Below are 24,547 nucleotides of genomic sequence, written 5' to 3'. Positions count from 1 at the left end.
CTGAATACCTCCACGCCGGAACGGGTCCTTTGGTGCTGTAGCCCGAGCGAGCCGTGCCGAACCAATCACCTTTCACCTGCACCCAGTTCCAGGCGATCATCGTTCGGGAGTCTGGGTTTCAAGCCATCGCCGGTGTCAACAGGTCCTCTGCGACCATATGATGCCTGGTCTGCGCTGACATGGTGCTGGTCGAGCCTGCACTGCCCGCATTGAAGCCCGCCATCGCCGATACCAGGTTCTGCACCTGTGATTCGACGAGCAGCGTGCCGTCGCTGAAGGCAAATTCCTCGACGCGATAGGCGCTGCCGAGATACCAGTCTCGAATCACCAGCTTGTCGTTGCCAGCGCTGAGCAGCAATTCGAGGTTGTTGCCGATCTGCTTGAACTGGATATCGGATTGCCGGATGTTGCCGAGGAACTCGACTCTGTCCTTCGCGCCTGCAGTGGCGTCGTTCTCCTGGATCGTATCGAGACCGCTGCCGTAGCCGAAGCGGTAGGTGTCAGCGCCGGTTCCGCCGACCAGGATGTCGTTGCCGGCGCCGCCATCGAGCGTATCGTTGCCGGCCCCGCCGGTAAGGTTGTTGGCTGCCGCGTTGCCGATCAGCAGATTGCCCAGCGCGTTGCCGGTTCCGTTCGCTGCACTGCCGGTCAGCGTCAGATTTTCGACATGGTTGGGCAGCGTGTAGGTGACGCTCGCCATCACCGTATCGTTGCCTTGACCGGCGTATTCGGTGATGACGTCTCCGGCGGCATCGACGATATAGAGGTCGTCACCTGGGGCACCAATCAGCTTGTCGTTGCCTGCACCGCCGTCCAGCGTATCGTTGCCGTCGCCGCCATTCAGCGTATTGGCCGCGGCGTTGCCGATCATCAGGTTATCCAGCGCATTGCCGGTTCCGCTGATCGACGAACTGCCAATCAGCGTCAGGTTCTCGAGGTTGTCGCCAAGGGTCCAGGTGATCTTCGAGAGCACCGTATCGAGTCCCTGGCCTGGATGTTCGATGATGCGATCCTTGCTGTTGTCGACGACATACCAGTCGTTGCCGGTGCCGCCTTCCATCGTGTCGCCTCCGGCGCCGCCGTCGAGGGTGTCGCTGCCGGCCAGACCGTACAGCTTGTTGTTGCCGCTGTTGCCGATGATGTGGTTGCCGAGTTCGTTGCCGGTGCCCGATATCCCGCTGCTGCCAATCAACGTCAGGTATTCGAGATTTGCTCCGAGCGTGTAGCTGATCGAACTCTGAACGGTATCGATCCCCTCGCCCGGCTCTTCCACCACCTGGTCCTCGATATGGTCGACAATATAGGTGTCGTTGCCTTTTCGGCCGACCATCTTGTCCGCGCCAGCCATACCATTCAGCAGGTTTGCCGCATCGTTGCCGATCAACGTGTTGGCAAGCGAATTACCCTTGCCGTCGATGGGCAGCATGCCGGTCAGTTCGAGGTATTCGACGTTCGTCAGCAATGTGTAGGTGACGCTGGCGAAGATGCTGTCGTTTCCTTCATTGGCGTTCTCGTACACGGCGTCCTGGGAGTGGTCTACAAAATAGACGTCGTCGCCAGTGCCGCCATACATCGAGTCGACGCCGGGCCCGCCGTCGAGCCGGTCGTTGCCGGCAAAGCCGTAGAGTTTGTCGTTGCCCTGCAGGCCGTTCAGGATGTCGGGCCCGGGGGTGCCGTTCAACACGTCGTTGCCGGCGGTGCCAACCGCAACCCTTGCCTGGCTGTCGATATATTGCCGGCTCCAGACGGTGCCATCGTGGAACAGCACCGAGTCGATCCCGGTCATCGTGATCTGGTCGTTCGAGCCGTTGAAATTCAGCCGGTAGCGGCCTGCGTTGGCGCCTGCGGTATCGGCGAGGATCCGGGTGGTTGACGGCAGGATTTCCGGGCCGAGTTCGAGCACGTCGTTGTTGCCCGCTTCGTCGATGATGACGTCGTCGCCATCGCCTGCATTGAAGCGATAGCGATCGTCCCCCTGGGAATCGACCAGCAGGTCGTTGCCGGCGCCGCCGGTCAAGGTGTCGTTGCCGGCTTCGCCGTACAGGGTGTCATTGCCACTGCCGCCGAATACCAGATCGTTGCCGGCGCCGGCTTCGACCAGGTCGTCGCCGCCCAGGGCATCGATGGTGTCGGCGCCCGCGGAGCCGATGATGTAATCGGCCCCCGCGCTGGCCACGCTGACGAGCCTCGCCTGCACGTCGGCAGCCGCCCATGTCGTTCCGTCGGCAAAGCGGATCAAGTCGTTTGCATTCAATCGGATCTGCACGATGTCGTTGGTGCCGGACTGGCGGAGCAGGACCTGTCCTCCGAAGCTTCTCGAGCAGACGATGTCGCTGGCAAGAATGCCGGCGCCGAACTCGACGATGGCGCCGCCCGGGGTTGCCGGGTTGTCAACGATGTCCTGGCCGAAGCCGCGTTCGAACTTGTAGGTATTGGTTCCGCTGCCACCGTAAATCCGATCGTTTCCTGCGCCGCCGATGAATACATCGTGGTCGGTCGTCGGACCCGATCCCCACATGCCGAAGCCGTAAAGGGTGTCGTCTCCCGCACCACCGTCCAGCGTGTCGGATCCGCGCAAGCCAAGCAGTTCGTCGTTGCCCGCGCCGCCGGTGATCAGGTCATCTTCATCGAAGCCGTAGATCGTGTCGTGCCCCGTCGTTCCGCCGAGTATGGACGCGAGGATCTGTTCCGAGGACCAAACGGTTCCGTCGGCAAAGCGGATCTCGATCGGCGCCCGTGTGCGACGGTCGACCCGAAGATTCCGGATCGATCCGCCGCCGGCAATTTCGGCCTGAATGGTCGAGAAATCGGCGCGGCGCAGACTGACCTCGCCAGGAAAAACGCCGGCGCCGAATTCGATCGCGGTACGGCCACCGTTGGCCGTATCGTTTTCGTCGTTGCCATCTCCACGCGAATAGACGAGCGTGTTCAGCCCGGCGCCGCCGTACAGCGTGTCGTCACCCGTTCCACCGATCAGACGGTCGTCGCCATCCCCGCCATGCAGTTCGTCGTTGCCGTTGTCGCCGCGCAGGATGCTGCCGTGCATCGAGGCGTACAAGGTGTCGTTGCCGTCGCCACCGGCGAGCATGGATTGACGCCCGATATCGAACAACAGATCGCTGCCAGGCGTGCCGGCATTGGCCATTGCGAGGACAGTGTGCAGGTCCCATGCCGCGCCGTCGGTAAAGCGCAGGGAGCCGAGCACGGTGCCGTTTTCATGGACACCATCGACGATCGAATCGAGCCAGTCGGCGCCGCTGGACAGCGAGATCCTCAATGTGGCTCTGGAGACCTGCGGCCAGTACCACTTGCCCTGACTGTCATAAGCCGATTCGCGCTGGATATCCCGCCAGGCATAGCGGAGAGTCGATCCGGTGACACCACTTCCGAGTTGCACCGTGGTCGCGCTTCCGCCGCTCATCGTGTCACGCCCGGACCCAGTGCCGAAGACAACGATATTGCGACCTGCGCCAACAATCAACGTGTCGTCACCGGCCCCACCGTCGAGCGAATCGTCGCCGTAGCCGCCGTCGAGCAGGTCATTGCCAGCGCCACCAAGAATTGTGTCGTTGCCGGCCCGGCCGAGGATCGTATCGTTGCCATTCCCGCCATTGATCGAGGTGTCGAGTGACGTCAACCGGATCGAGTCGGGGCCGGTGGTCGGCGCAGGTACTTGCGATGCGACGAAGCTGCCGACGTCGATCGTCGATCCATTGGCAAAGCGGATCTGTTCGACAACGTCGCAGACGCCCGGCCGGGTGCCGAAGGCCTCGAACGTGACCGTCGTCGAGCCATCCTTCCAGCGCACGACCACCTGATCGGTCTGGTCGACAATATTTCCCCAGTTCGACGTCGCAGCCACGAAGCTGACCGTCACATCCGCCTGGTTGGCGGCAAGCTGCAGCACATCGAAACCTTCGTCCTCGGCGTTGGCACGAAACCCGCTGCCGATCCGGACGTTGCCATCGCCGGCCTTGACCTGGTAGACGTCGTCGCCGGGCCCGCCGATCATCCAGCCGCCGTCCGCACCGACGTCGAGCACATCGTTGCCGGTGCCGCCGGACAGGAAGTCATAGCCACTGGCGCCGCGCAGCGTGTCGTTGCCACCGCGGCCATACAGACTGTCGTTGCCGGCGAGCCCGTCGATCAGCTCGCCCGCGCCGGTGCCGTAAATGCGGTCACTCCCGGCGGTGGCCTGCAAGCTCAGGCTGCGCAGCTGCTGGAAATTCCAGAGCGTGCCATCCCTGAAACTGATCGACTCGATGCTGCCTGCGCCGGCATTGCCCTGCTCATCGATTGCATTTCGGATATCGACGATCAGGTTCCACGTCCTCAGCTGCAGCCCACTGCCGTCGGATGTGACGCGGGTCGTCGCCGGCGTGATGTTCGACGAATAGAAATGAAGCCGGTCGGCGCTCCCGCCGAAGTCGTCGATGGTCCAGGTCTGGTATTCCCCGCCGCCGATATAACCGGTGTCACGCACGTGGTAGACGTCGTTCGATGAACGCGAGGTATCGATTGCGGTGCCCGATACGCCGGTGTAGTAGCCGAAGGTGAAGTGGTATTCGTCGTTGCCCTCGCCGCCCGACAGAAAATCGTGCGACGCAAAGTCGCCGCCGACCAGATGGTCGTCCCCAGCGCCGCCGATCACCGAATCGATGCCACGGCCCGCATACAGCACGTCGTTGCCAAGGCCTCCGATCAATGTGTCGTTGCCGGCGCCGCCGTAAATCGTGTCGTTGCCAGCGAGGCCGTCGATGTGGTCGTCGCCGCCTTGGCCGTCGATCAGGTCGGCCAACGGCGTCAGCACGAGAACGTCGTTGCCACCGGTGGCAGACGGCAGGACCTCGATGCCCCGATCGACCACCTGCTGCCAGCTCAGCACGCTACCGTCTGCCATCCTGATCAGGTCGATCGGCTGCGTTCCGGGCAGCGGTCGGCCTCCGGCGTCGGCAGGTGCGTCGAAGCGGATGCCGTCACCGAGATCGTTCAGTGAAAGCAGAAAGACGCCGGTACCAGATCTGAACAGCTTCAGGTCGCTGGAATCGAAACCTTCGTCGAGAACCAGAGCATTTTGCGCGGGCGGCTTGCCGGACTCCGGAGCCTGCCTTGCCACTGCAACCAGTTTGTCGACGCCATCACCGAGAGACATCGATATCGTCGCACCGGCGCCGGTCGTGATGCTGATGTCGTCGTTGCCCTGACCGCCGTGGAAGATGGTGCCGCGTTGCGAACTGGTCAGCTGGTCGTCCATCGCCCCGCCAAGCAACTGGCCTTCCGGATTGACGGCCTCCATCGCGATCGGCGTCCTGAGGCGTGAGCCGATCAGCTTTTCGAATGACATGCCACCGGTGTCGGTGTCGACCCGGCGGACGCTCGAAACGAGCCCACGGTCGATCGCCACGGCCTGACCGGCGGCCCAGGCCATCACCACCGCGCCATCTTCGACGAGGTACAGCTGGATGGCGTTCAGGTCGACGCCGCGCAGCTGCACCGCACCAGAACCTTCGTCATCGATGATGCGGTCGCTGACATTCCCCTCCGACGCCTCACCGGCGACGACGACATAGGTGTCGTCGCCGGGGCCGCCAACCAGCACGTCGGCTTCTGGTCCGCCATTCAGGATATCGTCGCCATCGCCACCGAACAGCTGGTCGTTGCCCGTTCCGCCGATCAACGTGTCCGACCCGCCGCCGCCTTCGAGCCAGTCATTGCCATCGCCGCCGTCGAGCCAGTCATGGCCGTGATTGGCGAGCGACACACCGAGGCCGTCGCCATAGAGAAAGTCGTTGCCTGCGCCGCCAAACAGCGTGTCGTTTCCGCCCTGTCCAGCAAGCGTGTCATGGCCGTCGCCGCCGTCCAGCAGATCGTCGCCATGGAAGGCGATCGGCAGCAGTTCCTCGGTGTTGTCGCCGAGCAGCATGTCGTTGCCTGCCCCGCCGAACAATTTGTCGGCGCCGCCTTCGCCCATCAAATAGTCGTCTCCATCGCCACCGTCGAGATGGTCTGCGCCGTGCAGCGAAGGGTCGGTGTACGACGGTGCCAGCGAATCGGCGCCGCCGCCGTCACCCCACAACATGTCGTTGCCGGCTCCGCCGTAGAGCACATCGCCACGCCCGCCGCCGACCAGCTCGTCGTTGCCGTCGCCGCCGTCGAGAAAGTCGCTGCCATGCACCGACGCAGGTGTATCGATGGCACTTCGATCATCGCCCCACAACTTATCGTCGCCGATGCCGCCGTAGATGAAGTCTTCGCCGCCCTGTCCAATCAATGTGTCGTTGCCGGCGCCGCCGACGATGATGTCGGAGCCGTGTTGCGCAGCCAGCGTGTGTTCGAGTCCTCCAGCCACCTGGTTGCTGCCGTCGCCGTAGATCCGGTCGTTGCCGCCGTCACCGTGCAGGACGTCGTTGCCCGCTAGGCCGAAGATCTCGTCGATGTCGTCGCCGCCGTAGACCGTGTCGTTGCCGGTGCCTGCAATCACGAAGTCCTGACCTGGACCCGCATCGATGAAATTGCCTGCGTCGCCTTCCTGCTGGTCACGCTGGATCGAGAAGCTCAGGAACGCCCGCTGGATGCCGTCGGAGTCCGTGCCCGGCGACGACATCACCCAATTGAAGCCACGGCCAAGCACGATCGGGTGGCTTGTGGTCGGTGGCTGAAACGTGGTACTGGTGGGATAGCTCAGCTGGCCGTTGCTCGATCCGTAAATGATGTCGTTGCCGGCGCCGCCGAGCAGCGTATCCGCTCCGAGTCCGCCCTGCAGCACATCGTTGCCGGGGCCGCCGTCGATGTAGTCGTCTCCGCCCTGTCCGAGCAGGGCGTCGTCGCCTGCGTGGCCGAAGATGCTGTCTGCGCCCGACGTGCCCGTGATCAGATCGGCTGCGCCCGGCTGCGAGCCGGCGTTGACATAGTTGCCGTCTGCGCCGATCAGGAACTGGCTACCGGAGGTGGCCTTGATGAAATCGCCGACAAAGCTGTTGCTTGGCTGTGGAGTGGGGGGCGTCGTGCCGAGCGTGATGCCGAGATTGCCCGACTTCCAGTTCTGCACCCGGATGACATCGGTACGGTCACTGAAGGTGATGAACAGATCGCTGCGTCCCGAGTCGACGGGCACGACGGCGAAGTTGAACCGCTTGTCGGCAGACTGCCAGGCGCTGTCGGCGATCTTTTTCGCACCGGTGGCAGTGAGGTTGCCGATCCCGGCGACGTTGATGACGCCCATGCCGTCGCTGTCAACGATGGTGTCGCTGCCCCAGCCAACGTCGAATTGGTAGGTGTCGAAATCCGCCCCCCCGAGCAGCAGGTCGGTACCGGAACCGCCGTTCAACGTGTCGTTGCCGATGCCGCCGAGCAGCGTGTCGTTGTCTGCACCGCCGGACAAGAGATCGTTGCCGGCGTTGCCTTCTAGGTAGTCGTTGCCGGCCTGGCCGTAGAGGGTGTCCGAGCCCCCGCCTCCGTATATGCGGTCGTCGAGACCGCCCCCGTAAATGGCCTCCGCCGCAGCACCGCCGAATTTGACATGTTCAGCGGGCTGGCTCCCGTTCGTCCTGACGGCAAGAGTCCGATTCAGGTCCAAGTCGGCGAACACAATCTGATATGCCGATGGTCGGGGAGAGTTAACGACATCTCCGCCAGCATCGAGCTTGTTGTAGCGGAGCACAGCCTCCAGAAAGGCCGCCCTGTCGGCGATCCAGCGATCGCTGTAATTTGCGGTGCCGGTGGCCATTTCGCTCGAGGTGCGGTTCCGGTCGGACAGCCAGTTTCCGTGCCAACTCTGCCAATGCGATGACTGCCAGAAGTGCTGGAGTGCCGAGTCATCCAGTCCGTTGCTGGTGATATGGAGCGGGGACAAGCCCGCAAGGGCGACGAAGGCTGCGAAGTCATTGCGCGCGGCATATTGCAATGTGCCTGCACTCGGATTGATGGCCAGTTTGCCTCTCAGCGTCGCAAAGTCCACTCTCTCCATCATTGAAGCGATGTTTTGATGGAGCGAGATGCGGGAAAGCGCGCTATCGGCGGAATCGCCAATTTGAGTGGGCGGTGAGGTTGGATCGAGAAAGGACCGCAATCCGTCGAGCACGCCCTCGAGAGATGCGGAAACCTGATTGGCCCCGAACTCGAACAATGAGTTGACACGCGGAATCGTGATCCCTGGGTCGAGTGCCTCCAGCGCGGCCGCCACAGCGAGCGTGTCAGTCAGCTTGTACATGGAATGGTTCGGCAGAGGCATAACGCTTTCTTCATTGAAGACGCTGATCCGTTTGCCGACCTGATCGAAGTAGAAAACGTTACTTGTCACGTTGACGCCGCGGGACCCGAAGATGTTGAGGTGCGCAGGATCGCCAGGTCTCGGCAGACTCGACCGGCCTAGGTCAAAGCCGATGGAGGAGCCGAAATCATGAAAAGCCGCTTCGCTACCTGACCTGAAACCGGGGCTGTTGAACGTCACTGTGGACTGGGCATTGGCATGCGTGCCCAGCAGTCTCGTGAATGCAGCGGCCAGAAAACCGCCGAGGCTATGGCCATTGACGATGACGCCGCCAGCGAGATCCTGCTGTGAAATCAGTCCTGTACCGGGCGCCGATGGGTTGCCAATCTGAGGAGCCAACTGACCGGCGGGTGTCGTGATCCGGAGCCACCAATTTACCAAGTCCGCAACTTGTTGACCAGCGTTGCCAGTGACTGTAAGTTGGAGATCTGCCAAGTAATCGCCGACATCAGAACCATCTGTTCCGCGGCACGACACAAATACCTGCCCTTCAAACGGAGTACTTGGCAGTCCGCGCCATACGACAGCGTCCAAGCCTGATCCAAGCATTCCACCGCGGGGAGTGCTCGTGATGACTCGGAAATTGTCGGAAATGTATTGTGCGAGAGGCGGCGCCATCACCTTGTCCAGAAGATGCTTCAGGCTATTACCTGTTTGGGCGTCATCCAATCCATCTACGTAAGCGGCATTCGCTAGTAGAGCAGTGATATAAATATCCGCAATTGTAGGCATGGCGATCTTTCAGTTAATCGACTGAAACTTCAATACCCCCGGAGCGGCTTTATGATGGGCACTCTCGGGCGAGCAGTGGCTCTGGACTGTAATCGGCCGTCCTCCATCGAAAGGCCAGATTGCACTCACAAGGATTCCGGGGCCTGCGGTATACCTGTCGAATTCGACAACCAATTCACCTGTCTGGACATCGATATATCTAATCCTAGTGTGGTAAATGGGAAGGGCCATCCACGGCACCTTTTGGTTTGGCGCATCGCTCACATACCTAGTTACCCGGCCCTCAGGATTTTGCACGCCCAGCCTGAATGAGGATGCATGCTGGTCACAAAGAGTCCTGAACTGCATGCCCCCGACGATGTCGTCGGTGATAGGAAAAAGAAAGATGAGAACAAATGCGCCCAGCCTCAAGGTGCGACGTTTCCACGTCGGAGAGATTTTCTCGGTAGCCCACCGGGAGAAGGTCGCGGCGAGCAGGATCCACAAACTAACAACAACTAGGGTAAGAAGTCCAATCATGTTTTGTGCTGGATCGGAGGAGGGAATCGGCAGTACGCGTCACACTCGCCGCCGCATAGGCGGAGCCATCGCCGCAATACGAGAATCCCAGATTCGAGCCGTCATGCTTACGAAAACAGGTTGAAAGCGGTAGTCGATATGCGGGTTCATTATTTCCTCCGTTTGAGTCATCGGGTCCTGAGCCATTTGGATCTGATCAGCTGACAATTTCAACGTGCCATCAACACCTCTCTCAACCTCGCTTCCCGTCGCCGTTCATCGGCAAGGCTGGCCAGCCGATGCTGGATCGCGCCGGGCAATTCACGGGTATCGCGGGTATCGATCGTTTTCGCTAGCGTGGCGCTGGTGGCCGGGCGCAGCAATCCCTCATATCGGGGCAGTGCATCGGCCTGTCGCCACTGTGTGCAGGCATCGCGCCGTGCAGCAGCGCAGCGGGTTGCCTTGGCAGCTGGGTCGTCATGCAAGGTTTCCAGCACGCCGCGGGCGATGTCGGAAGGGTTGCTGAAGTCGACGAGCCGTCCATTGATGCCGTCGCGGATTGCCTCGAGCACCGGTGCAGTCGAGGATGCGACGATCGGCGCTCCGCAGGCCATCGCTTCGAGCAACGACCAGCTCAACACGAAGGGATAGGTCAGGTAGACGTGGGCGGCAGAAACCTGCAGCAGTCGCACATACTGGGCTTTCGGGACCCTGCCGACGAAGTGGGTGCGCAGTGGGTCGAGCTTCACTTCGGACAGCATCTTGTCGCGCCAGCATCGAAAGCCTTCAGGGCGGCCGCCGTAGCTGACCTCGTCGCCGCCGACGATCACCGCGTGGCACTGCCGGTCGGCCTGCTGGATACATTCGAGCGCGCGCATGAAGACGTGAAAGCCGCGATAGGGTTCGAGGTTGCGCGCGACGTAGGTGATCACCGGGTCGCCGGCTCGCAGCACCTGCCCACTCGGCAACACAAGACTGGCTGCGTCATCCGGGCCGAGACCGTCTGCGTCGATGCCTTCGTGCTGGACGATGACCTTGTGCTGCAGCACCTCCGGGTAGCGGCTGCGCTGCCACTGTGTCGGACTGACCGCCGCATCGCAGTGGATCAGATCGAGCGCGTGTTGCGCATTCCAGATCCGCAACCGCGCCCGGTCGTCGAAGCGCAGCGGAAATTCCGGATCGAAGCCCAGGTCGGCGCCTTCGGCGGAGTAGAACCATTCGCAGAAATGGACCAGTCGGGCATCGGGGAACACATCCTTTGCGAACAGGGTTTCGCCCCAACCCGGATGCGCCAGGATGGCGTCGGGGATGAAGCCGCTTCGCCGCAATTCGATCATTGCGCGGGCGGCCGCCTGTCCATGCAGCGTCGACGCCTCGGTCTGACGCAGGTACAGGTGCTGATCGGCGCGGATCTGGCGCGCCAGCCGGTAGCGGAGGATCAAGCCATCGAAGCCAGGCAGGCCTGGCGCGGTGTCGCGGCCGAGGCCGCGGACATCCCACCCGGGGCGCCGTGCCCATTCCCGCACGAAATAGCCGAACTGGCCCGGGAAGTTCTGGTGAACGACAAGCAGCCGCATCAGCGTTCTCCCAGGCTTTCATCGATCGTGCGGCGAACCGGACTCAGCAGATAGTCGATCACCCGACGCTTGCCGGTCTTCAGTTCGGCGCTCAAGGTCATCCCCGCGCCGAGCGCGATCCGCTTGCCGTCGACATCGATGTGGGCGTTTTGCAGCGCAAGCGTTGCCGGGAACAAGGCACCACGCTTGTCGTCGTGCACTGCGTCAGCGGCCAGGCTGCTCACGACCGCGGGCACGGTGCCGTAGCGGGTGAATGGAAACGTCTCCAGCTTGATCTGTGCCGCCTGTCCGACATGGACGAAGCCGATGTCCTTGTTGTCGATGATCACCTTGGCGGTCAGCGGGGCATCTTTTGGCACGATGACCATCAAGACCTGCGCCGGCGTGACGACACCGCCTTCTGTGTGCACCGCCACCTGTTGCACGGTGCCGTCGACCGGCGCGCGCAGCGATGCGAGCCGTGAGCGGCGTTCGGTCTTGTTTTTCTCCTGCGTCAGCTGCACCTGCTTCGACAACGCCGCCGCATGGCGCTCGCTCAGTACGCGCCGGGTCTCGGCCAGAAAGGCGGAGCCGGCCTGCACCGCTTCCTTCAGCGCCGCTTGCACTTCATTGAGTCGGGCGCGCTGGGTCGCCAGGTCGGCCTCCAGCTCGACCCGCTCTCGTGTCCGGTCCTGGCCCGCGTGGCCGGAGAGAAATCCTTGCGCCGCAAGGGTGCTGAAGTCAGCCTCGCGCCGCCTGGCGAGTGGCAAAGTCGTCTCGAGCTTGCGGATCGCTTCGCGCAATGTCACGAGTTCGGCCTGGCGTCGCGCAACCTCTGCGTCGAGCCGCGCGCGCTTCGCATTGATTTCGCCCCATTCGGCGGCGAGTCGCGCACCGTCCATCGCATCGCCGCCGTTACCCGCGTCGGATCGACGGAGAACCGGCGCGCGGTTGTCGGCAAGCGCATCGATCAAGGCATCGCTGCGCCGCCGCTCCGACGACGCCGCAGCCAGTTGTTCGGCGATGCTCGCGCCATCGGCGTCCGCCTGGGTCGAGTCGAGTTCGACCAGCAGCTGGCCTGCGCTGACGAGGTCGCCGTCCTTCACCAGAACCCGCCGCACGACACCGGCTTCGAGCGGTTGCAGCGTCTTCGTGTTGTCGCTGACGACGATGCGGCCGGGCGCCACCGCAACGATGTCGATCTGGCCGAATACGGCCCACAAGACCGCAATCAGGAACAGGCTGCAGATGGTGATGGCCACCCGCCTGGTTGGCGACAATGATCTTGGCCGGCTGACGACAACTATCTTGGCCGGTTGAGGCCGAAGCCGGCAGGTCCGGGACGCGGGGCTTACCGTGGGGTCATCGAACACGTCGAGACCCCGGAAATGCCCGGCAAGAGAATCACGGACCACCAAGTGCTCAAGTACAAACAACATCGCAACAAACTCCCGCAGGTGGCGGCCGCCGCCAAGGCGGGAATCAGCGAACGCAGTGCGCGACGCATCGAAGATGCCGGTCAACTGCCTTCGCAACGGCCAGCCAGGAGCTGGCGGACCCGATCGGATCCACTGGCCGAGGTGTGGGAGGCTGAAGTCGTCCCGCTGCTGCGGGCGGACGCGCAACTCAACGCCGTGACGCTGCTGGAGGAACTGCAGCGCCGGCATCCTGGCCAGTACGGAGGTGCCGTGCTTCGTACGCTGCAGCGCCGCGTCCGCCAGTGGCGCGCCGTGCATGGCGCCGAACGCGACGTTTACTTCGCCCAGGAGCATCCGCCAGGCAGACTGGGACTGTCCGACTTCACCGTCGCCGACGACCTGCAGGTGAAGATCGACGGGGTCGCTTTCGATCACCGGCTGTACCAGTTCGCGCTCGCGCATTCGGGATGGCGGCACGCCGTCGTTCTCACTGAAGGCGAGAGCTTCGCCGCGTTGTCCGGCGGACTACAGGCCGCGCTGTGGCGGCTGGGCGGGGTGCCGGAGGAGCATCGCACCGACAGCCTGTCGGCGGCGTTCAACAACCTGGCCGAGGCGCAGGAGCTGACCCGCCGGTACGAGGGTCTGTGCCAGCACTACGGCATGCGCGCGAGCCGCTGCAATCCGAGCCAGTCGCATGAGAACGGCTCCATCGAGTCGCGACACGATTCGCTCAAGACCGCGCTCGACCAGGCGTTGCGGTTGCGCGGTACCCGTCGCTTCGACGAGCGCGCCGACTACGAGGCCTTCGTCGAGACCATCGTGCAGCGATTCAATGCCCGCGCCGTCACCCGGCTGGCCGTCGAGCGGACCATGCTACGGCCGCTGCCGGCGCGCCGCACGGCTGAGTACGAGGAGTTCCCGGCGCGGGTCAGCAAATACGCCATCTTCACCGTCAAGGGCGTGCAGTACAGCGCGCCAAGCCAACTGATCGGACACCGCCTGACGGTTCGCCAGTATGCGCAGCACATCGAGTGCTGGCTGGGCGGCCAATGCGTGCTCGAGCGCAGCCGCGCGACCCACCGCGACGGCCAGCGGCACCCGCGCAACATCGACTATAGGCACCTGGTGGCCGCGCTCAGGCGCAAGCCCGGCGCCTTCGCCCGCTGGGTGCTGCGCGATGCGGTATTCCCCCGCGACATCTACCGCCGCACCTGGGAACGCCTGTCAGCAGCACTTGCAGAGCGCGAAGCCTGCAAGACGATCGTGGGCCTGCTCTCGTTGGCCGCCGACGGCCATGAGGCACAACTCGCCGAGGAACTTGAGCAGCTGATCGAGCTCGACCAATTGCCCGATCTGAATGCGCTGAGCGCGCTACTGAAACCGCCCATCGTCGAATTGCCGGCGGTGTCGGTGCAGTTGCCGCCGCTGCAGGACTACGACGTACTGATCGAGGTGTCGCCATGAGTGCGACGACGCTGCCATCCGGGCGCCTGGCGCTGATGCTCACCGAACTGCGACTGCCCACGATCAAGCGACTGGCCGACGACCTGTGCGCGCAGTCCGACCGTGAGGGCTGGCCCGGACATCGGCTGCTGGAAGCGCTGATGGAGCATGAGATCGCCGAGCGCGAGTTCCGCCGCATCGACCGCCACCGCGCCGAATCCTGCCTGACGCCGGACAAGCGATTGTCGAGCTTCGACTTCGCGGCGGTACCGAGCGTCTCCAAGGCTCAGGTGATGGCGTTGGCCGAAGGTCATGAGTGGATCGACCGCGGCGCCAATGTGCTGCTGTTCGGCCCGCCGGGCGTCGGCAAGAGCCATCTGGTGAGCGGGCTCGGTCACGCACTCGTCGATGCCGGGCGCCGGGTGCTGTTCACCCGGTGCAGTGACCTTGTACAGCGCCTGCAGGCGGCCCGGCGCGACCTGCGGCTGCCGCAGGAACTGGCCAGGCTCGACCGCTTCGACCTGCTGATCCTGGACGATCTGAGCTACGTTCGTCGCGATCAGGCCGAGACCTCGGTGCTGTTCGAGTTGATCGCCGAGCGATACGAACGCAAGAGCCTTGCGATCACCGCCAACACGCCGTTCTCGCAGTGGAGCGACGTGTTCGTCGACCCGGCGATGACCCTGGCCGCAGTCGACCGGCTCGTGCATCACTCGACGATCTTGGAAATGAATGTGGAGAGCTATCGCCGACGGGCGGCGCACGCGGCACAGCCCAGCGGGAGAAGGACCAACGCGAGACCGACGACAACTACAGCGACCGACCACGCAACCTGAGCGCGGGGAAGCCGCGGTGGACAAGTCACCTGCCCACAGGACAAGCCTGTGGACAGCCCCTGCGGGGTCCGTGACTTGCCCACCGCTCGACGACGAAGGAGATCAACAAAACCAAAACCAAGGCACCGATCAACGACAACTACGCCCACGTTCCACCGGCCAAGATAGTTGTCGTCGAGCGGTCAGGATAGTTGACGCCGGCCACCCGCCGCGGCGCAGGATGCGCCGGTGTCTCCTGCAGGCTGAGTGCGGCCGGAAGAAAGGCCAGCTCGCTGGCGAGGCGGCGCGGGCCGGCCAGCTCGAGGCGTGCGGCCCAGGCGGCGGCGAAAACCGCCCGGTAGCGCGCGAGCAATTCAATGGCCGGATGCTGCTGTGCTGCGCCGCTCATCACCGTACTCCCGCCTGCATCGCCCACAGATGGGCGTACAGGCCATGCGTGCGCAGCAGTTCGTCATGGGTTCCCGACTCTGCAATTCGGCCCTGATCGAGCACGACGATCCGATGCGCATGCCGCACCGAGCTCAAGCGGTGCGCGATCACGATCACCGTGCGGCCGGCGCAGATGGCCGCCATGTTGGCCTGCAACGCGGCCTCGCTTTCGTAATCAAGTGCGCTGGTTGCCTCGTCGAGGATCAGGATGCGTGGATCGGTGAACAAGGCGCGCGCGATCGCGATGCGCTGGCGCTGGCCACCGGACAGTCCAGTGCCCTGCTCGCCGACGACCGTGTCGTAGCCGTCGGGCAGCTGGCAGATGAAATCGTGGGCGCCGGCCAGCCGTGCCACCTGCACCACCAGTTCGATCGGCGCGGCCGGATCCGCGATCGCGATGTTTTCTCGCACGCTGCGGTTGAACAGCAGGTTTTCCTGCAGCACGACGCCGATCTGCCGGCGCAGCTGCGTCGCGTCGATTGCCGCGATGTCGATGCCGTCGATCAGCACCCTGCCGTGTTCCGGGGAGTAAAGCCGCTGCACCAGTTTGGTCAGCGTGCTTTTGCCGGAGCCGGACCGTCCGACGATGCCGATCACCTGGCCGGCTTCTACCGCCAGATCCAGCCCATGCAGCACCAGCGGCGACTGCGGCCGATAACGGAAGCTGACCGCATCGAAGCGGACCTGTCCGCGGATCGGCGCCAGCTGACCGGAGGCCCGGCTCGGCACTTCGGTGCGCGTGTCGAGGATGTCGCCGAGCCTTGCCATCGAAATGCCGACCTGCTGGAAGTCGGTCCAGGTCTGCGCCATTCGCAGGATCGGTTGCGCAACGCGCTGCGCAAACATGCTGAACGCGACGAACTGGCCGACGCTGAGCTGCTGTTCCATCACCAGCCTGGCGCCGTACCAGAGCATCACCGCGCTGGTCAGCTTGCCGACCAGCGCGACGCCTTCATGGCCGCAAGTCGCCAGCGTCTGTGTTCTGAAACTGGCCGAGACATAGGCAGCCAGCTGCTGGTCCCAGCGCCTGGCCAGCGCCGGCTCGAGTGCGCCGGCCTTGACCGTCTGGATGCCGCTGACCGTCTCGACCAGCAAGGCCTGGTTTTCCGCACCCCGTGCAAACTTGACGTTCAGCCGGCCGCGCAGCACCGGCACGATCATCAGGCTCAGCGCGACATACAGCGGCAGGCTGGCGAGCACGATCAAGGTCAACGGCGTGCTGTAGGCAAACATCACCGCGATGAAGATCACCGAGAACAGCAGGTCGAGCAGCAGCGAGATCGACTGGCCGGTCAGAAAACTGCGGATGTTCTCGAGCTCGCGGACGCGGGCAACCGAGTCGCCGACCCGGCGCGCCTCGAACCATGCCAGCGGCAGATTCAGCAGGTGGCGGAACAAGCGCGCGCCCAGCTCGACATCGATGCGGCTGCTGGTATGGCTGAACAGGTAGCTGCGCAGGCCGGTCAGCACGCTTTCGAAGGTGACGACAACGAGCAGGCCGATCACCAGCACATCGAGTGTCGTCAGTCCGTGGTGCACCAGCACCTTGTCCATCACGACCTGGAAAAACAGCGGCGATACCAGCGCAAACAACTGCAGGAACAGCGAGACGACCAGCACCTCGCCGAACAGCCGGCGGTATTTGACGATCGCCGGCACAAACCAGCTGAAATCGAATCGCGCCATCTCGCCGACCAGCGACGCGCGGCTGGTGACGAGCAGCAGGCGGCCGCTCCAGCGCTGGGCAAAACTGTCGAGCGGCTCGATCTTTGGCCGGCTGTGCTCGGTTTCGCAGAACTCCTGCAGCAGCACGCGCTGGCCATCGCATTGCGCGAGCAGCGCAAAACTGCCGTCGCGCATTGCGGCGATCGCCGGCAATCCGATGTGCTGCAGCCGTTCGGTCGATGAGGTGCAGCAGCGCCCTTTCAGGCCAAGCTGCCGCACGCCGAGCAGCAGATCATCGAGCGTGACCGGCGCATCCGCCGGATGCGCAAGCTGATGCCGCAGCTGGTCTGGGTCGGCGGCGGTCTGGTGCAGGCGGGCAAGCAGGCACAACGCGTGCCAGCCCGATCGATCGCCCCGCGCCGGTGCAGGCGCGGCGCGCGGTGGATCGTCGGCAGAGAAGATTCCTGGTCCGGCAGGCAGGATATGGCTGGCAGTCACGGCAATTGACAGCCAACTGTTCCTGCACTTCGAATCGAAGAGCCGGATCGCCGCACTGTCCGTCGTTGCGATTGCGATCCAGTCTATGCAGCGAATTCCGGCGCGTTATCCCCACTTGGGGTGGCCGCGGGAGGGCCCTCTTGCGCAGGAGCGGGCGGCGCAGTGGCCGAAGCGGTGTCGGTCGCCGCGACAAGCGACCACTCGTGCGCCGCCGCGCACCGCGTTATTTCAGCCGCGTGATCAGACTCGACGTATCCAAGCGGTTCCCACCGCTTGCCTGAATGTCGGCATAAAACTGGTCGACCAGCGCCGTCACCGGCAACCGGGCGCCGTTGTTGCGCGCCTCGTCGAGCACCAGGCCGAGGTCCTTGCGCATCAGGTCGACGGCAAAGCCGAAGTCGAACTGGTTGTCGATCATCGTCGGGCCGCGGTTGTCCATCTGCCAGCTCTGCGCTGCGCCCTTGCCGATCACGTCGAGCACGGCCTTCATGTCGAGGCCGGCCTTCTGGCCGAAGGCGATCGCCTCGGCCAGGCCCTGCACCAGCCCGGCCACCGCAATCTGGTTCACCATCTTCGCCAGCTGTCCGGCGCCGCTGTCGCCGAGCCGGGTCACGGCTTTCGCAAACGCCATCGCGACCGGCTGCATCCGAGAAAATGCCTGTTCGTCGCCGCCGCACATCACCGTCAATGCGCCGTTGATTGCGCCGACATTGCCGCCGGAGACCGGCGCATCGATGAAGAACAGGCCGCGCTCGCTGGCCTGCTGCGCCAGCTCGCGCGCAACGTCGGCCGAAGCGGTCGTGTGGTCGACGAAGGTGGCGCCCGGCGCCATGCCGGCAAAAGCGCCGCTGTCGCCGAGCACGACCGAGCGCAGGTCGTCGTCGTTGCCGACGCAGCAGAAGACGAGTGCCGCCTGCTCGCTCGCGGCGCGTGGTGACGGTGCGGACTTGCCGCCGAATTCCTCGACCCAGGCGGCCGCGCGCTTGGGATTGCGGTTGTAGACCGTGACCTGATGACCGGCGCCCGCGAGGTGGCCTGCCATCGGATAACCCATCACGCCGAGGCCAATGAAGGCAACGCGTTGCGAATCGATCTTGCCGTAGTCTTTGCCCGTCATCCGTTGCGCCGCCTCGTCACATGATCGCCAGGTGTTCGGTACCGGCCGACAGGTCGGTATTCTTCGCCCGCTTGCTGTTCAGCTTGATGTTCAGCCGCAGGTCGTTCAGCGAGTCGGCATTGCGCAGCGCATCCTCGAGCGTGATCTGGTTCGCTTCGTAGAGGTCGAACAGGCTCTGGTCGAAGGTCTGCATGCCGAGTTCGCGCGAGCGCTTCATGATCTCCTTGATCTCGGTGACGTCGCCCTTGAAGATCAGGTCCGAGATCAGCGGCGAATTGAGCATCACCTCGACGGCGGCAACCCGGCCCTTGCCCTCCTGCAGCGGCAGCAGCCGTTGCGAGACCAGGCCCTTCAGGTTCAGCGACAAGTCCATCAGCAGCTGCGCGCGCCGCTCCTCGGGGAAGAAGTTGATGATGCGGTCGAGCGCCTGGTTGGCGCTGTTTGCGTGCATCGTTGCCATGCAGAGGTGGCCAGTCTCGGCAAAAGCCACCGCATGGTCCATCGACTCGCGGTCGCGGATCTCGCCCATCAGGATCACGTCGGGCGCCTGGCGCAGCGCATTTTTCAGCGCCGGCTCCCAGCCTTCTGTATCGATGCCGACCTCGCGCTGCGTGATGATGCAGTTCTTGTGCGGGTGGACGAATTCGACCGGGTCTTCGAGCGTGATGATGTGGCCGTGCGAATTCTCGTTGCGGTAGTTGACCATCGCCGCCAGCGAGGTGCTCTTGCCGGAGCCGGTGGCGCCGACGAAGATGACCAGCCCGCGTTTGGTCATCGCGATTTCCTTCAGCACCTCGGGCAGCTTCAGCGTGTCGATCGTCGGCAGCGTCTGCGGGATCGTCCGCATCACGATGCCCACATGCGCCTGCTGCACGAAGGCATTGCAGCGGAAGCGGCCGATGCCCTGCGGCGAGATCGCGAAATTGCACTCCTTCGTGCGCTCGAATTCGGCCGCCTGCTTGTCGTTCATCACCGCGCGCGCGAGTGCCAGCGTGTGCTGCCCGGTCAGCGGCTGCGGCGAGACCTTCGTCACCTTGCCGTCGACCTTGATCGCCGGCGGAAAATCGGCGGTCAGGAACAGGTCGGAGCCGTTGCGGCTGACCATCAGGCGCAGCAGGTCATTGACGAATTTGGATGCCTGGTCACGTTCCATTTGCTTGTCCTTCAGTGCAGCAAAGCAGCAGCATTTGATCAGCAGTGGCCGCCGGCAATCGCCGGATCAACCGGGGAAATTCTCCGGCAGCTTGGCCTTCGACCGGGCCTCGGCCGGCGAAATGACACCTTTGCGGACGAGGTCGGCGAGGTTCTGGTCGAGCGTCTGCATGCCCATGCTGTTGCCGGTCTGGATCGACGAATACATCTGCGCGATCTTCGCTTCGCGGATCAGGTTGCGGATCGCCGGTGTGCCGAGCATGATCTCGTGGGCGGCAACGCGGCCGCTGCCATCCTTCAGCTTGCACAGCGTCTGCGAGATCACCGCGACCAGCGATTCCGACAGCATCGCCCGCACCATCTCCTTTTCAGCGGCCGGAAAGACGTCGACGATGCGGTCGATCGTCTTTGCAGCCGAACTGGTGTGCAGCGTGCCGAATACCAGGTGGCCGGTTTCGGCGGCGGTCAGCGCAAGGCGGATCGTCTCGAGGTCGCGCATCTCGCCGACCAAGATCGCATCCGGGTCCTCGCGCAGTGCCGAACGCAATGCATTGCTGAACGACAGCGTGTGCGGGCCGACCTCGCGCTGGTTGACCAGGCACTTCTTGCTTTCGTGGACAAATTCGATCGGATCCTCGACCGTCAGGATGTGGCCGTATTCGGCTTCGTTCAGATGATTGACCATCGCCGCCAGCGTCGTCGATTTGCCGGAACCGGTCGGCCCGGTCACCAGCACCAGGCCACGCGGCTTCAGCGCCAGTTCGGCAAAAACCTTCGGCGTATTCAGCTGCTCGAGCGTCAGGATCTTGCTCGGGATGGTGCGGAATACCGCGCCGGCACCGCGGTTCTGGTTGAACGCATTGACCCGGAACCGCGCCAGCCCCTGGATCTCGAACGAGAAGTCGCATTCCAGCGATTCCTCGTACACCTTGCGGTGCGTGTCGTTCATGATGTCGTAGACCATGTTGTGCACATCCTTGTGCTCCAACGGGTCGACATTGATGCGGCGCACGTCGCCATGGACGCGGATCATCGGCGGCAGGCCGGCGGACAGGTGCAGGTCCGAAGCCTTGTTCTTGACCGAAAAAGCCAGCAGTTGGGTGATGTCCATGGACGGGTCTTGTTGGGTGGGGCGGACGCGGGTGCGCCGGGCGGCGCCGGGAGAGGATACGCTCGCGGCATTATGGCGACGATCCTCGACAACATACAACACGTGCGCCGGCGCATCGCCGAAGCCTGCGCCGCCGCGCAACGCCCGGCCGACTCGGTCGAACTGGTTTGTGTCGGCAAGACGCGCAGCGCCGACGAGATCAGGGCGGCATTCGATGCCGGCGAGCGACTGTTCGGCGAAAACTATGTGCAGGAAGGGCTCGACAAGATCGCCGCGCTGGCCGACCTGCGCAGCCGCATCGTCTGGCACCTGATCGGGCCGCTGCAGAGCAACAAGACGCGGGCGGTCGCCGCGGCGTTCGACTGGGTCGATTCGGTCGATCGGCTGAAGATCGCCGAGCGGCTGAATGAACACCGTCCGCCCGATCTGCCGCCGTTGCAGATCTGCCTGCAGGTCAATATCAGTGGCGAGGCAAGCAAGAGCGGCCTGCCGCCGGCCGAGGTCGCCGCGGTGGCAGCCGCGGTGGCCGCGATGCCGCGGCTCGAGCTGCGCGGGCTGATGGCGATACCGGCGCCGGCGGTCGGGCTCGAGGCACAGCGCGAGCCGCATCGCCGGTTGCGCGAACTGATGAACACGCTGACCGGTGCCGGCCACCGCCTCGGCCATCGATTCGATACCTTGTCGATCGGCATGAGCGACGACCTCGATGCGGCAATCCTCGAAGGTGCAACGATGGTGCGCATCGGCACCGCGATCTTCGGCGCTCGGCCACCGGCCTAAACTGGCGCGATGAACAAGCTTGTTTTCATTGGCGGCGGCAACATGGCCCGCGCGATCATCGGCGGCCTGCTCGGCAGCGGCCGGCCTGCTTCCAGCGTGCTCGTCGTCGACCCGGGCGACGCGCAGCGCAGCGCACTGCAGTCCGATTTCGGCATCACGACGCTGGCCGCTGCAGGCCCTGAACTCGCTGACGCGGCGCTGGTCGTCTGGGCCGTCAAGCCGCAGCTGTTCGGCGTCGCATCGGCGCCGTGTGCGCCGCACATCGGTGCGGCGTTGCAGTTGAGCGTGATGGCCGGCATCCGCAGCGACACGATCGCCCGTGCCTGCGGCACCGAACGGGTGGTCCGTGCGATGCCGAATACGCCGGCGTTGATCGGCCAGGGCATTGCCGGCCTGTTTGCACGGCCGCAGGTGACCGCGGACGAACGCACCGAGGTCGAGGCTGTGCTGGCGCCGACCGGCCGCACCCTGTGGGTCGATCGCGAGGCCGACCTCGATGCCGTCACCGCGGTGTCGGGATCCGGCCCGGCCTATGTGTTCTACCTGCTCGAGGCCCTGATCGATTCGGCTCAGCAGATGGGACTGAGCGCCGAGCAGGGCCGGCAACTCGCGTTGGCGACGATGGCCGGCGCCACCGCGCTGGCTGCCGGGTCGGATCAGCCGCCGGCAACTCTGCGCCAGCAGGTGACGTCGAAAGGCGGCACGACCTTTGCGGCGCTCGAGGTGCTCGAGGCCGCCGGCGTCAAGGCGAGTTTTGTCGAGGCGCTCGAAGCGGCCCGGCACAGGGCGTCGCAACTGGGCGATGAATTCGGCGCCTGAACTGGGTCAGGCCACCTGCAGCGCGAACACGACACCTGCGAATACCGCAAAACCGAGCCAGTGGTTCAGCCGGAAGGCCTTGAAGCAGCCGTCTCGGCTGCGGTCGCGGATCAGCGTGAAATGCCAGCCGGCGATTGCCGCGGCGACCAGCAGGCCGGCAAAAAACGGCCATGCCAGGCCGAGGCCGGCGCCGATCGCGGCCCAGATCAGCAGGAATGCGGCATAAAAGCCCATCACCGCGGCAACATCGAAGCGGCCGAGCGTGATCGCCGATGTCTTGATGCCGATCTTCAGATCGTCGTCGCGGTCGACCATCGCATATTCGGTGTCGTAGGCCAGCACCCAGAACAGGTTGCCGAGCAGCAGCCAGCCGGCCAGCGGCGGCACCGCGCCGGGAACCGACTCCCAGCGCCAGCTGTCGCCGCCATTGACCGCGGCGAAGGCCATCGGAATGCCGAAACTGAAGGCGATGCCGAGCACCGCCTGCGGCATCGAGACGACGCGTTTCGCATACGGGTAGGCGATGCTGATCGCCAGCGCGGCGAAGCTCCAGACGACGGTTGCGAGGTTGATCGTCAACACCAGCACGAAGGCGATCGCCGCCAGCGCGGCGCCGAGCCACAAGGCATTGCGTGCCGCGAGCTGGCCGCTGGTCACCGGCCGCTGCGCGGTGCGCTTGACGTGGCGGTCGAATTCGCGGTCGGCGACGTCGTTGACCGCGCAGCCGGCGCTGCGCATCAGAAAGGTGCCGACGATGAAGATCAGCAGCAGCTTCCAGCCCGGAAAACCACCGGCGGCGAGCCACAGCGCCGACAGGCTGGGCCACAGCAACAGGTAGCTGCCGGCGGGGCGATCCCAGCGGATCAGGTTCAGGTACAGCGACAGCCGGGACGGCTGGGACAGGCTTGAATTCACGGTGCGAGCGGCGGCATGGCGGTTGGCAGGCGAAACGCTGCCAACGATAAACGATGGCTTGCCGGCGGTTTGCGGCTCAGCAGGTGAAAACGGTCAGCACGCCGGTATAACCGTACAGGTGGTGGCGGGCGATTTCGCCGGCGGCAAAAAAGCCGACCAGCGGCACGTCGCCGAGCGCGTGGCGCACCACCGCGAGCTCGGCCGACGGCGCACCAAAATGTGGCCCGCCACGCCCCGAACAGCTGACGTAGATCGCGCCGGCAATCCGCCGCGCCGGGTGCAGGCCGCGTTCGCCATCACTGGCCTGCAGCGCCAGCGCGGTTTCCAGCGGCAGTTCCTCCGGTTCGAGCTCCTCGCGGATCTCGCTGCAGATGCGCACCAGGTCGCGGCGCGCGGCCTCGGTATTGCGGCTGCAGAAGGCCAGCTGCATGTCGACCTCGGCGTTGTCGCCGATCGCGATCGCGCGCCGGTTCGGGTCGATGCCGATCAGATGGCGGACCCGCGTATCGGTGCCGAATTGTCCGGGCCGGATCACGACGTCGTCGCTGCGGTCGCTGATGCCGACCAGCGTGCCACGCAGCCGCGGCAGCGCCTCGCGCGGCTCGGCACCTTCGATCTGCAGATCGCGCAGCAGGCAGTCGAGTGCCGGCTCGCCATCGAGCGCGATCACCAGGTTGCGCTCGGCGGCTGAAATCCGCCGCACCGGCCCCGCCGGCTGGCAGCCCTGCGTCACCCGCGACAGCAACGCGACCTTGCGGCTGAACGCGACGCCCGACAGGCCGCCTTCGAATACGCCGTTGGCGATGTGCAGATGGCGGCCGCGCGAACTGGCGAGCCCACCGAACAGATATCCGGTCGCCGTGCGGTCGGCCATCTCGGTGATCAATTCATCGAGGTCGGGTGTCGCAGGGTCGGCGTGGATTTGTGCGGTCGCCGCCTCGAAGTCGGCAGTCCCACCGCCGGACAGCGGTTCGGCACCTGAATAGATGCGGAAATCCTCGGCCGGAATGTCGCCCAGCATCAGCACCAATCCCGGCTCGTCGAAATATTCGACGCCGTTTGCGGCGACGCCGACACCGACCGCGCCGACCCAGGCGACGCCGGGCCAGCGTTCGCCGAGTTCGGCCAGCAAGGCGTCGGCCGAGGCCGCATGGTGGTCGGTCAGATAAACCCAGCCGAGCGTCAGCTGCGTCGCATGGTGCTCGGCCTGGCGCTGCGCATCGACCTGCGCCGCCGCGAGGTTCAGCGCAACCCGCCAGTCAGGATCGCTGGCATGACCATGCAGGAACAGTTTCATCGGCAAGCAACC

General features: G+C 64.4%; 14 protein-coding genes. 4 read left to right on the top strand and 10 right to left on the bottom strand.

Annotated features, from left to right (window positions below):
- Window positions 1–118 precede the first annotated feature (118 nt).
- From ACNH6H_RS10990 to ACNH6H_RS10980, 3 genes are all read right to left on the bottom strand, one after another.
- Entirely contained in the window at window positions 119–8,608 is an 8,490-nt protein-coding gene (locus tag ACNH6H_RS10990) for a calcium-binding protein (RefSeq protein WP_418317609.1), read from the bottom strand.
- A 1,121-nt stretch (window positions 8,609–9,729) separates the two neighbouring features.
- Window positions 9,730–11,076: a glycosyltransferase family 4 protein gene (locus tag ACNH6H_RS10985; protein WP_418317608.1), complete on the bottom strand. Its 1,347-nt coding sequence runs from the start codon at window positions 11,074–11,076 to the stop codon at window positions 9,730–9,732.
- The gene (locus ACNH6H_RS10980; RefSeq protein WP_418317607.1) at window positions 11,076–12,317 is read right to left on the bottom strand and encodes an HlyD family type I secretion periplasmic adaptor subunit; all 1,242 of its coding nucleotides are present in this window, start codon (window positions 12,315–12,317) and stop codon (window positions 11,076–11,078) included. Before ACNH6H_RS10980 ends, ACNH6H_RS10985 begins: the two co-directional genes overlap by 1 nt.
- Before the next feature lie 126 nt (window positions 12,318–12,443).
- Between ACNH6H_RS10980 and istA the strand changes: the two genes are divergently transcribed.
- Together istA and istB are read left to right on the top strand one after the other, a co-directional pair.
- On the top strand, window positions 12,444–13,937 hold the full coding sequence (gene istA / locus ACNH6H_RS10975; RefSeq protein ID WP_418317605.1) for an IS21 family transposase: 1,494 nt from the start codon (window positions 12,444–12,446) through the stop codon (window positions 13,935–13,937).
- Window positions 13,934–14,752: an IS21-like element helper ATPase IstB gene (gene istB, locus ACNH6H_RS10970; RefSeq protein ID WP_418317604.1), complete on the top strand. Its 819-nt coding sequence runs from the start codon at window positions 13,934–13,936 to the stop codon at window positions 14,750–14,752. Before istA ends, istB begins: the two co-directional genes overlap by 4 nt.
- A 139-nt stretch (window positions 14,753–14,891) precedes the next feature.
- Here istB and ACNH6H_RS10965 read toward each other — a convergent pair whose 3' ends face one another.
- The 5 genes from ACNH6H_RS10965 to ACNH6H_RS10945 form a co-directional block, all read right to left on the bottom strand.
- Complete coding sequence (locus ACNH6H_RS10965) at window positions 14,892–15,140, bottom strand: hypothetical protein (RefSeq protein ID WP_418317603.1); 249 nt, start codon at window positions 15,138–15,140, stop codon at window positions 14,892–14,894.
- Entirely contained in the window at window positions 15,140–17,308 is a 2,169-nt protein-coding gene (locus ACNH6H_RS10960; protein ID WP_418321284.1) for a type I secretion system permease/ATPase, read from the bottom strand. Before ACNH6H_RS10960 ends, ACNH6H_RS10965 begins: the two co-directional genes overlap by 1 nt.
- Before the next feature lie 259 nt (window positions 17,309–17,567).
- On the bottom strand, window positions 17,568–18,461 hold the full coding sequence (locus tag ACNH6H_RS10955; RefSeq protein ID WP_418317601.1) for an NAD(P)-dependent oxidoreductase: 894 nt from the start codon (window positions 18,459–18,461) through the stop codon (window positions 17,568–17,570).
- 16 nt (window positions 18,462–18,477) lie between these two features.
- Entirely contained in the window at window positions 18,478–19,614 is a 1,137-nt protein-coding gene (locus ACNH6H_RS10950) for a PilT/PilU family type 4a pilus ATPase (RefSeq protein ID WP_418317599.1), read from the bottom strand.
- A 66-nt stretch (window positions 19,615–19,680) separates the two neighbouring features.
- A complete protein-coding gene (locus tag ACNH6H_RS10945) occupies window positions 19,681–20,724 on the bottom strand; it encodes a type IV pilus twitching motility protein PilT (protein ID WP_418317597.1) in 1,044 nt (347 codons plus the stop codon).
- A gap of 72 nt (window positions 20,725–20,796) precedes the next feature.
- Between ACNH6H_RS10945 and ACNH6H_RS10940 the strand changes: the two genes are divergently transcribed.
- Both ACNH6H_RS10940 and proC read left to right on the top strand, forming a co-directional pair.
- Entirely contained in the window at window positions 20,797–21,504 is a 708-nt protein-coding gene (locus tag ACNH6H_RS10940; protein ID WP_418317596.1) for a YggS family pyridoxal phosphate-dependent enzyme, read from the top strand.
- Between the two features lie 9 nt (window positions 21,505–21,513).
- Window positions 21,514–22,323, top strand: coding sequence for a pyrroline-5-carboxylate reductase (proC, locus tag ACNH6H_RS10935; RefSeq protein ID WP_418317595.1), 810 nt, complete (start codon window positions 21,514–21,516; stop codon window positions 22,321–22,323).
- A gap of 6 nt (window positions 22,324–22,329) precedes the next feature.
- On the opposite strand, the gene ubiA is transcribed toward proC, so the two are convergent.
- Both ubiA and ACNH6H_RS10925 read right to left on the bottom strand, forming a co-directional pair.
- Window positions 22,330–23,238, bottom strand: coding sequence for a 4-hydroxybenzoate octaprenyltransferase (ubiA, locus tag ACNH6H_RS10930; RefSeq protein ID WP_418317594.1), 909 nt, complete (start codon window positions 23,236–23,238; stop codon window positions 22,330–22,332).
- 76 nt (window positions 23,239–23,314) lie between these two features.
- Entirely contained in the window at window positions 23,315–24,535 is a 1,221-nt protein-coding gene (locus tag ACNH6H_RS10925) for an FIST signal transduction protein (protein WP_418317593.1), read from the bottom strand.
- Window positions 24,536–24,547 lie beyond the last annotated feature (12 nt).

This window comes from Pseudideonella sakaiensis (genome assembly GCF_048320135.1).
GTDB classification, from domain to species: domain Bacteria; phylum Pseudomonadota; class Gammaproteobacteria; order Burkholderiales; family Burkholderiaceae_C; genus Ideonella_A; species Ideonella_A sakaiensis_A.
Note: the sequence above shows the minus strand (reverse complement) of the source record. Positions and strands in the feature narration are given on the sequence as shown.

Bases quoted from the DNA above. Each gene is read 5' to 3' on its own strand.
- ACNH6H_RS10940 (WP_418317596.1), top strand. From the start codon at position 20,797: ATGGCGACGATCCTCGACAACATACAACACGTGCGCCGGCGCATCGCC.
- ACNH6H_RS10925 (WP_418317593.1), bottom strand. From the start codon at position 24,535: ATGAAACTGTTCCTGCATGGTCATGCCAGCGATCCTGACTGGCGGGTT.
- ACNH6H_RS10945 (WP_418317597.1), bottom strand. From the start codon at position 20,724: ATGGACATCACCCAACTGCTGGCTTTTTCGGTCAAGAACAAGGCTTCG.
- ACNH6H_RS10965 (WP_418317603.1), bottom strand. From the start codon at position 15,140: ATGAGCGGCGCAGCACAGCAGCATCCGGCCATTGAATTGCTCGCGCGC.
- istA (WP_418317605.1), top strand. From the start codon at position 12,444: ATGCCCGGCAAGAGAATCACGGACCACCAAGTGCTCAAGTACAAACAA.
- ACNH6H_RS10955 (WP_418317601.1), bottom strand. From the start codon at position 18,461: ATGACGGGCAAAGACTACGGCAAGATCGATTCGCAACGCGTTGCCTTC.
- ACNH6H_RS10950 (WP_418317599.1), bottom strand. From the start codon at position 19,614: ATGGAACGTGACCAGGCATCCAAATTCGTCAATGACCTGCTGCGCCTG.
- proC (WP_418317595.1), top strand. From the start codon at position 21,514: ATGAACAAGCTTGTTTTCATTGGCGGCGGCAACATGGCCCGCGCGATC.
- ACNH6H_RS10985 (WP_418317608.1), bottom strand. From the start codon at position 11,076: ATGCGGCTGCTTGTCGTTCACCAGAACTTCCCGGGCCAGTTCGGCTAT.
- istB (WP_418317604.1), top strand. From the start codon at position 13,934: ATGAGTGCGACGACGCTGCCATCCGGGCGCCTGGCGCTGATGCTCACC.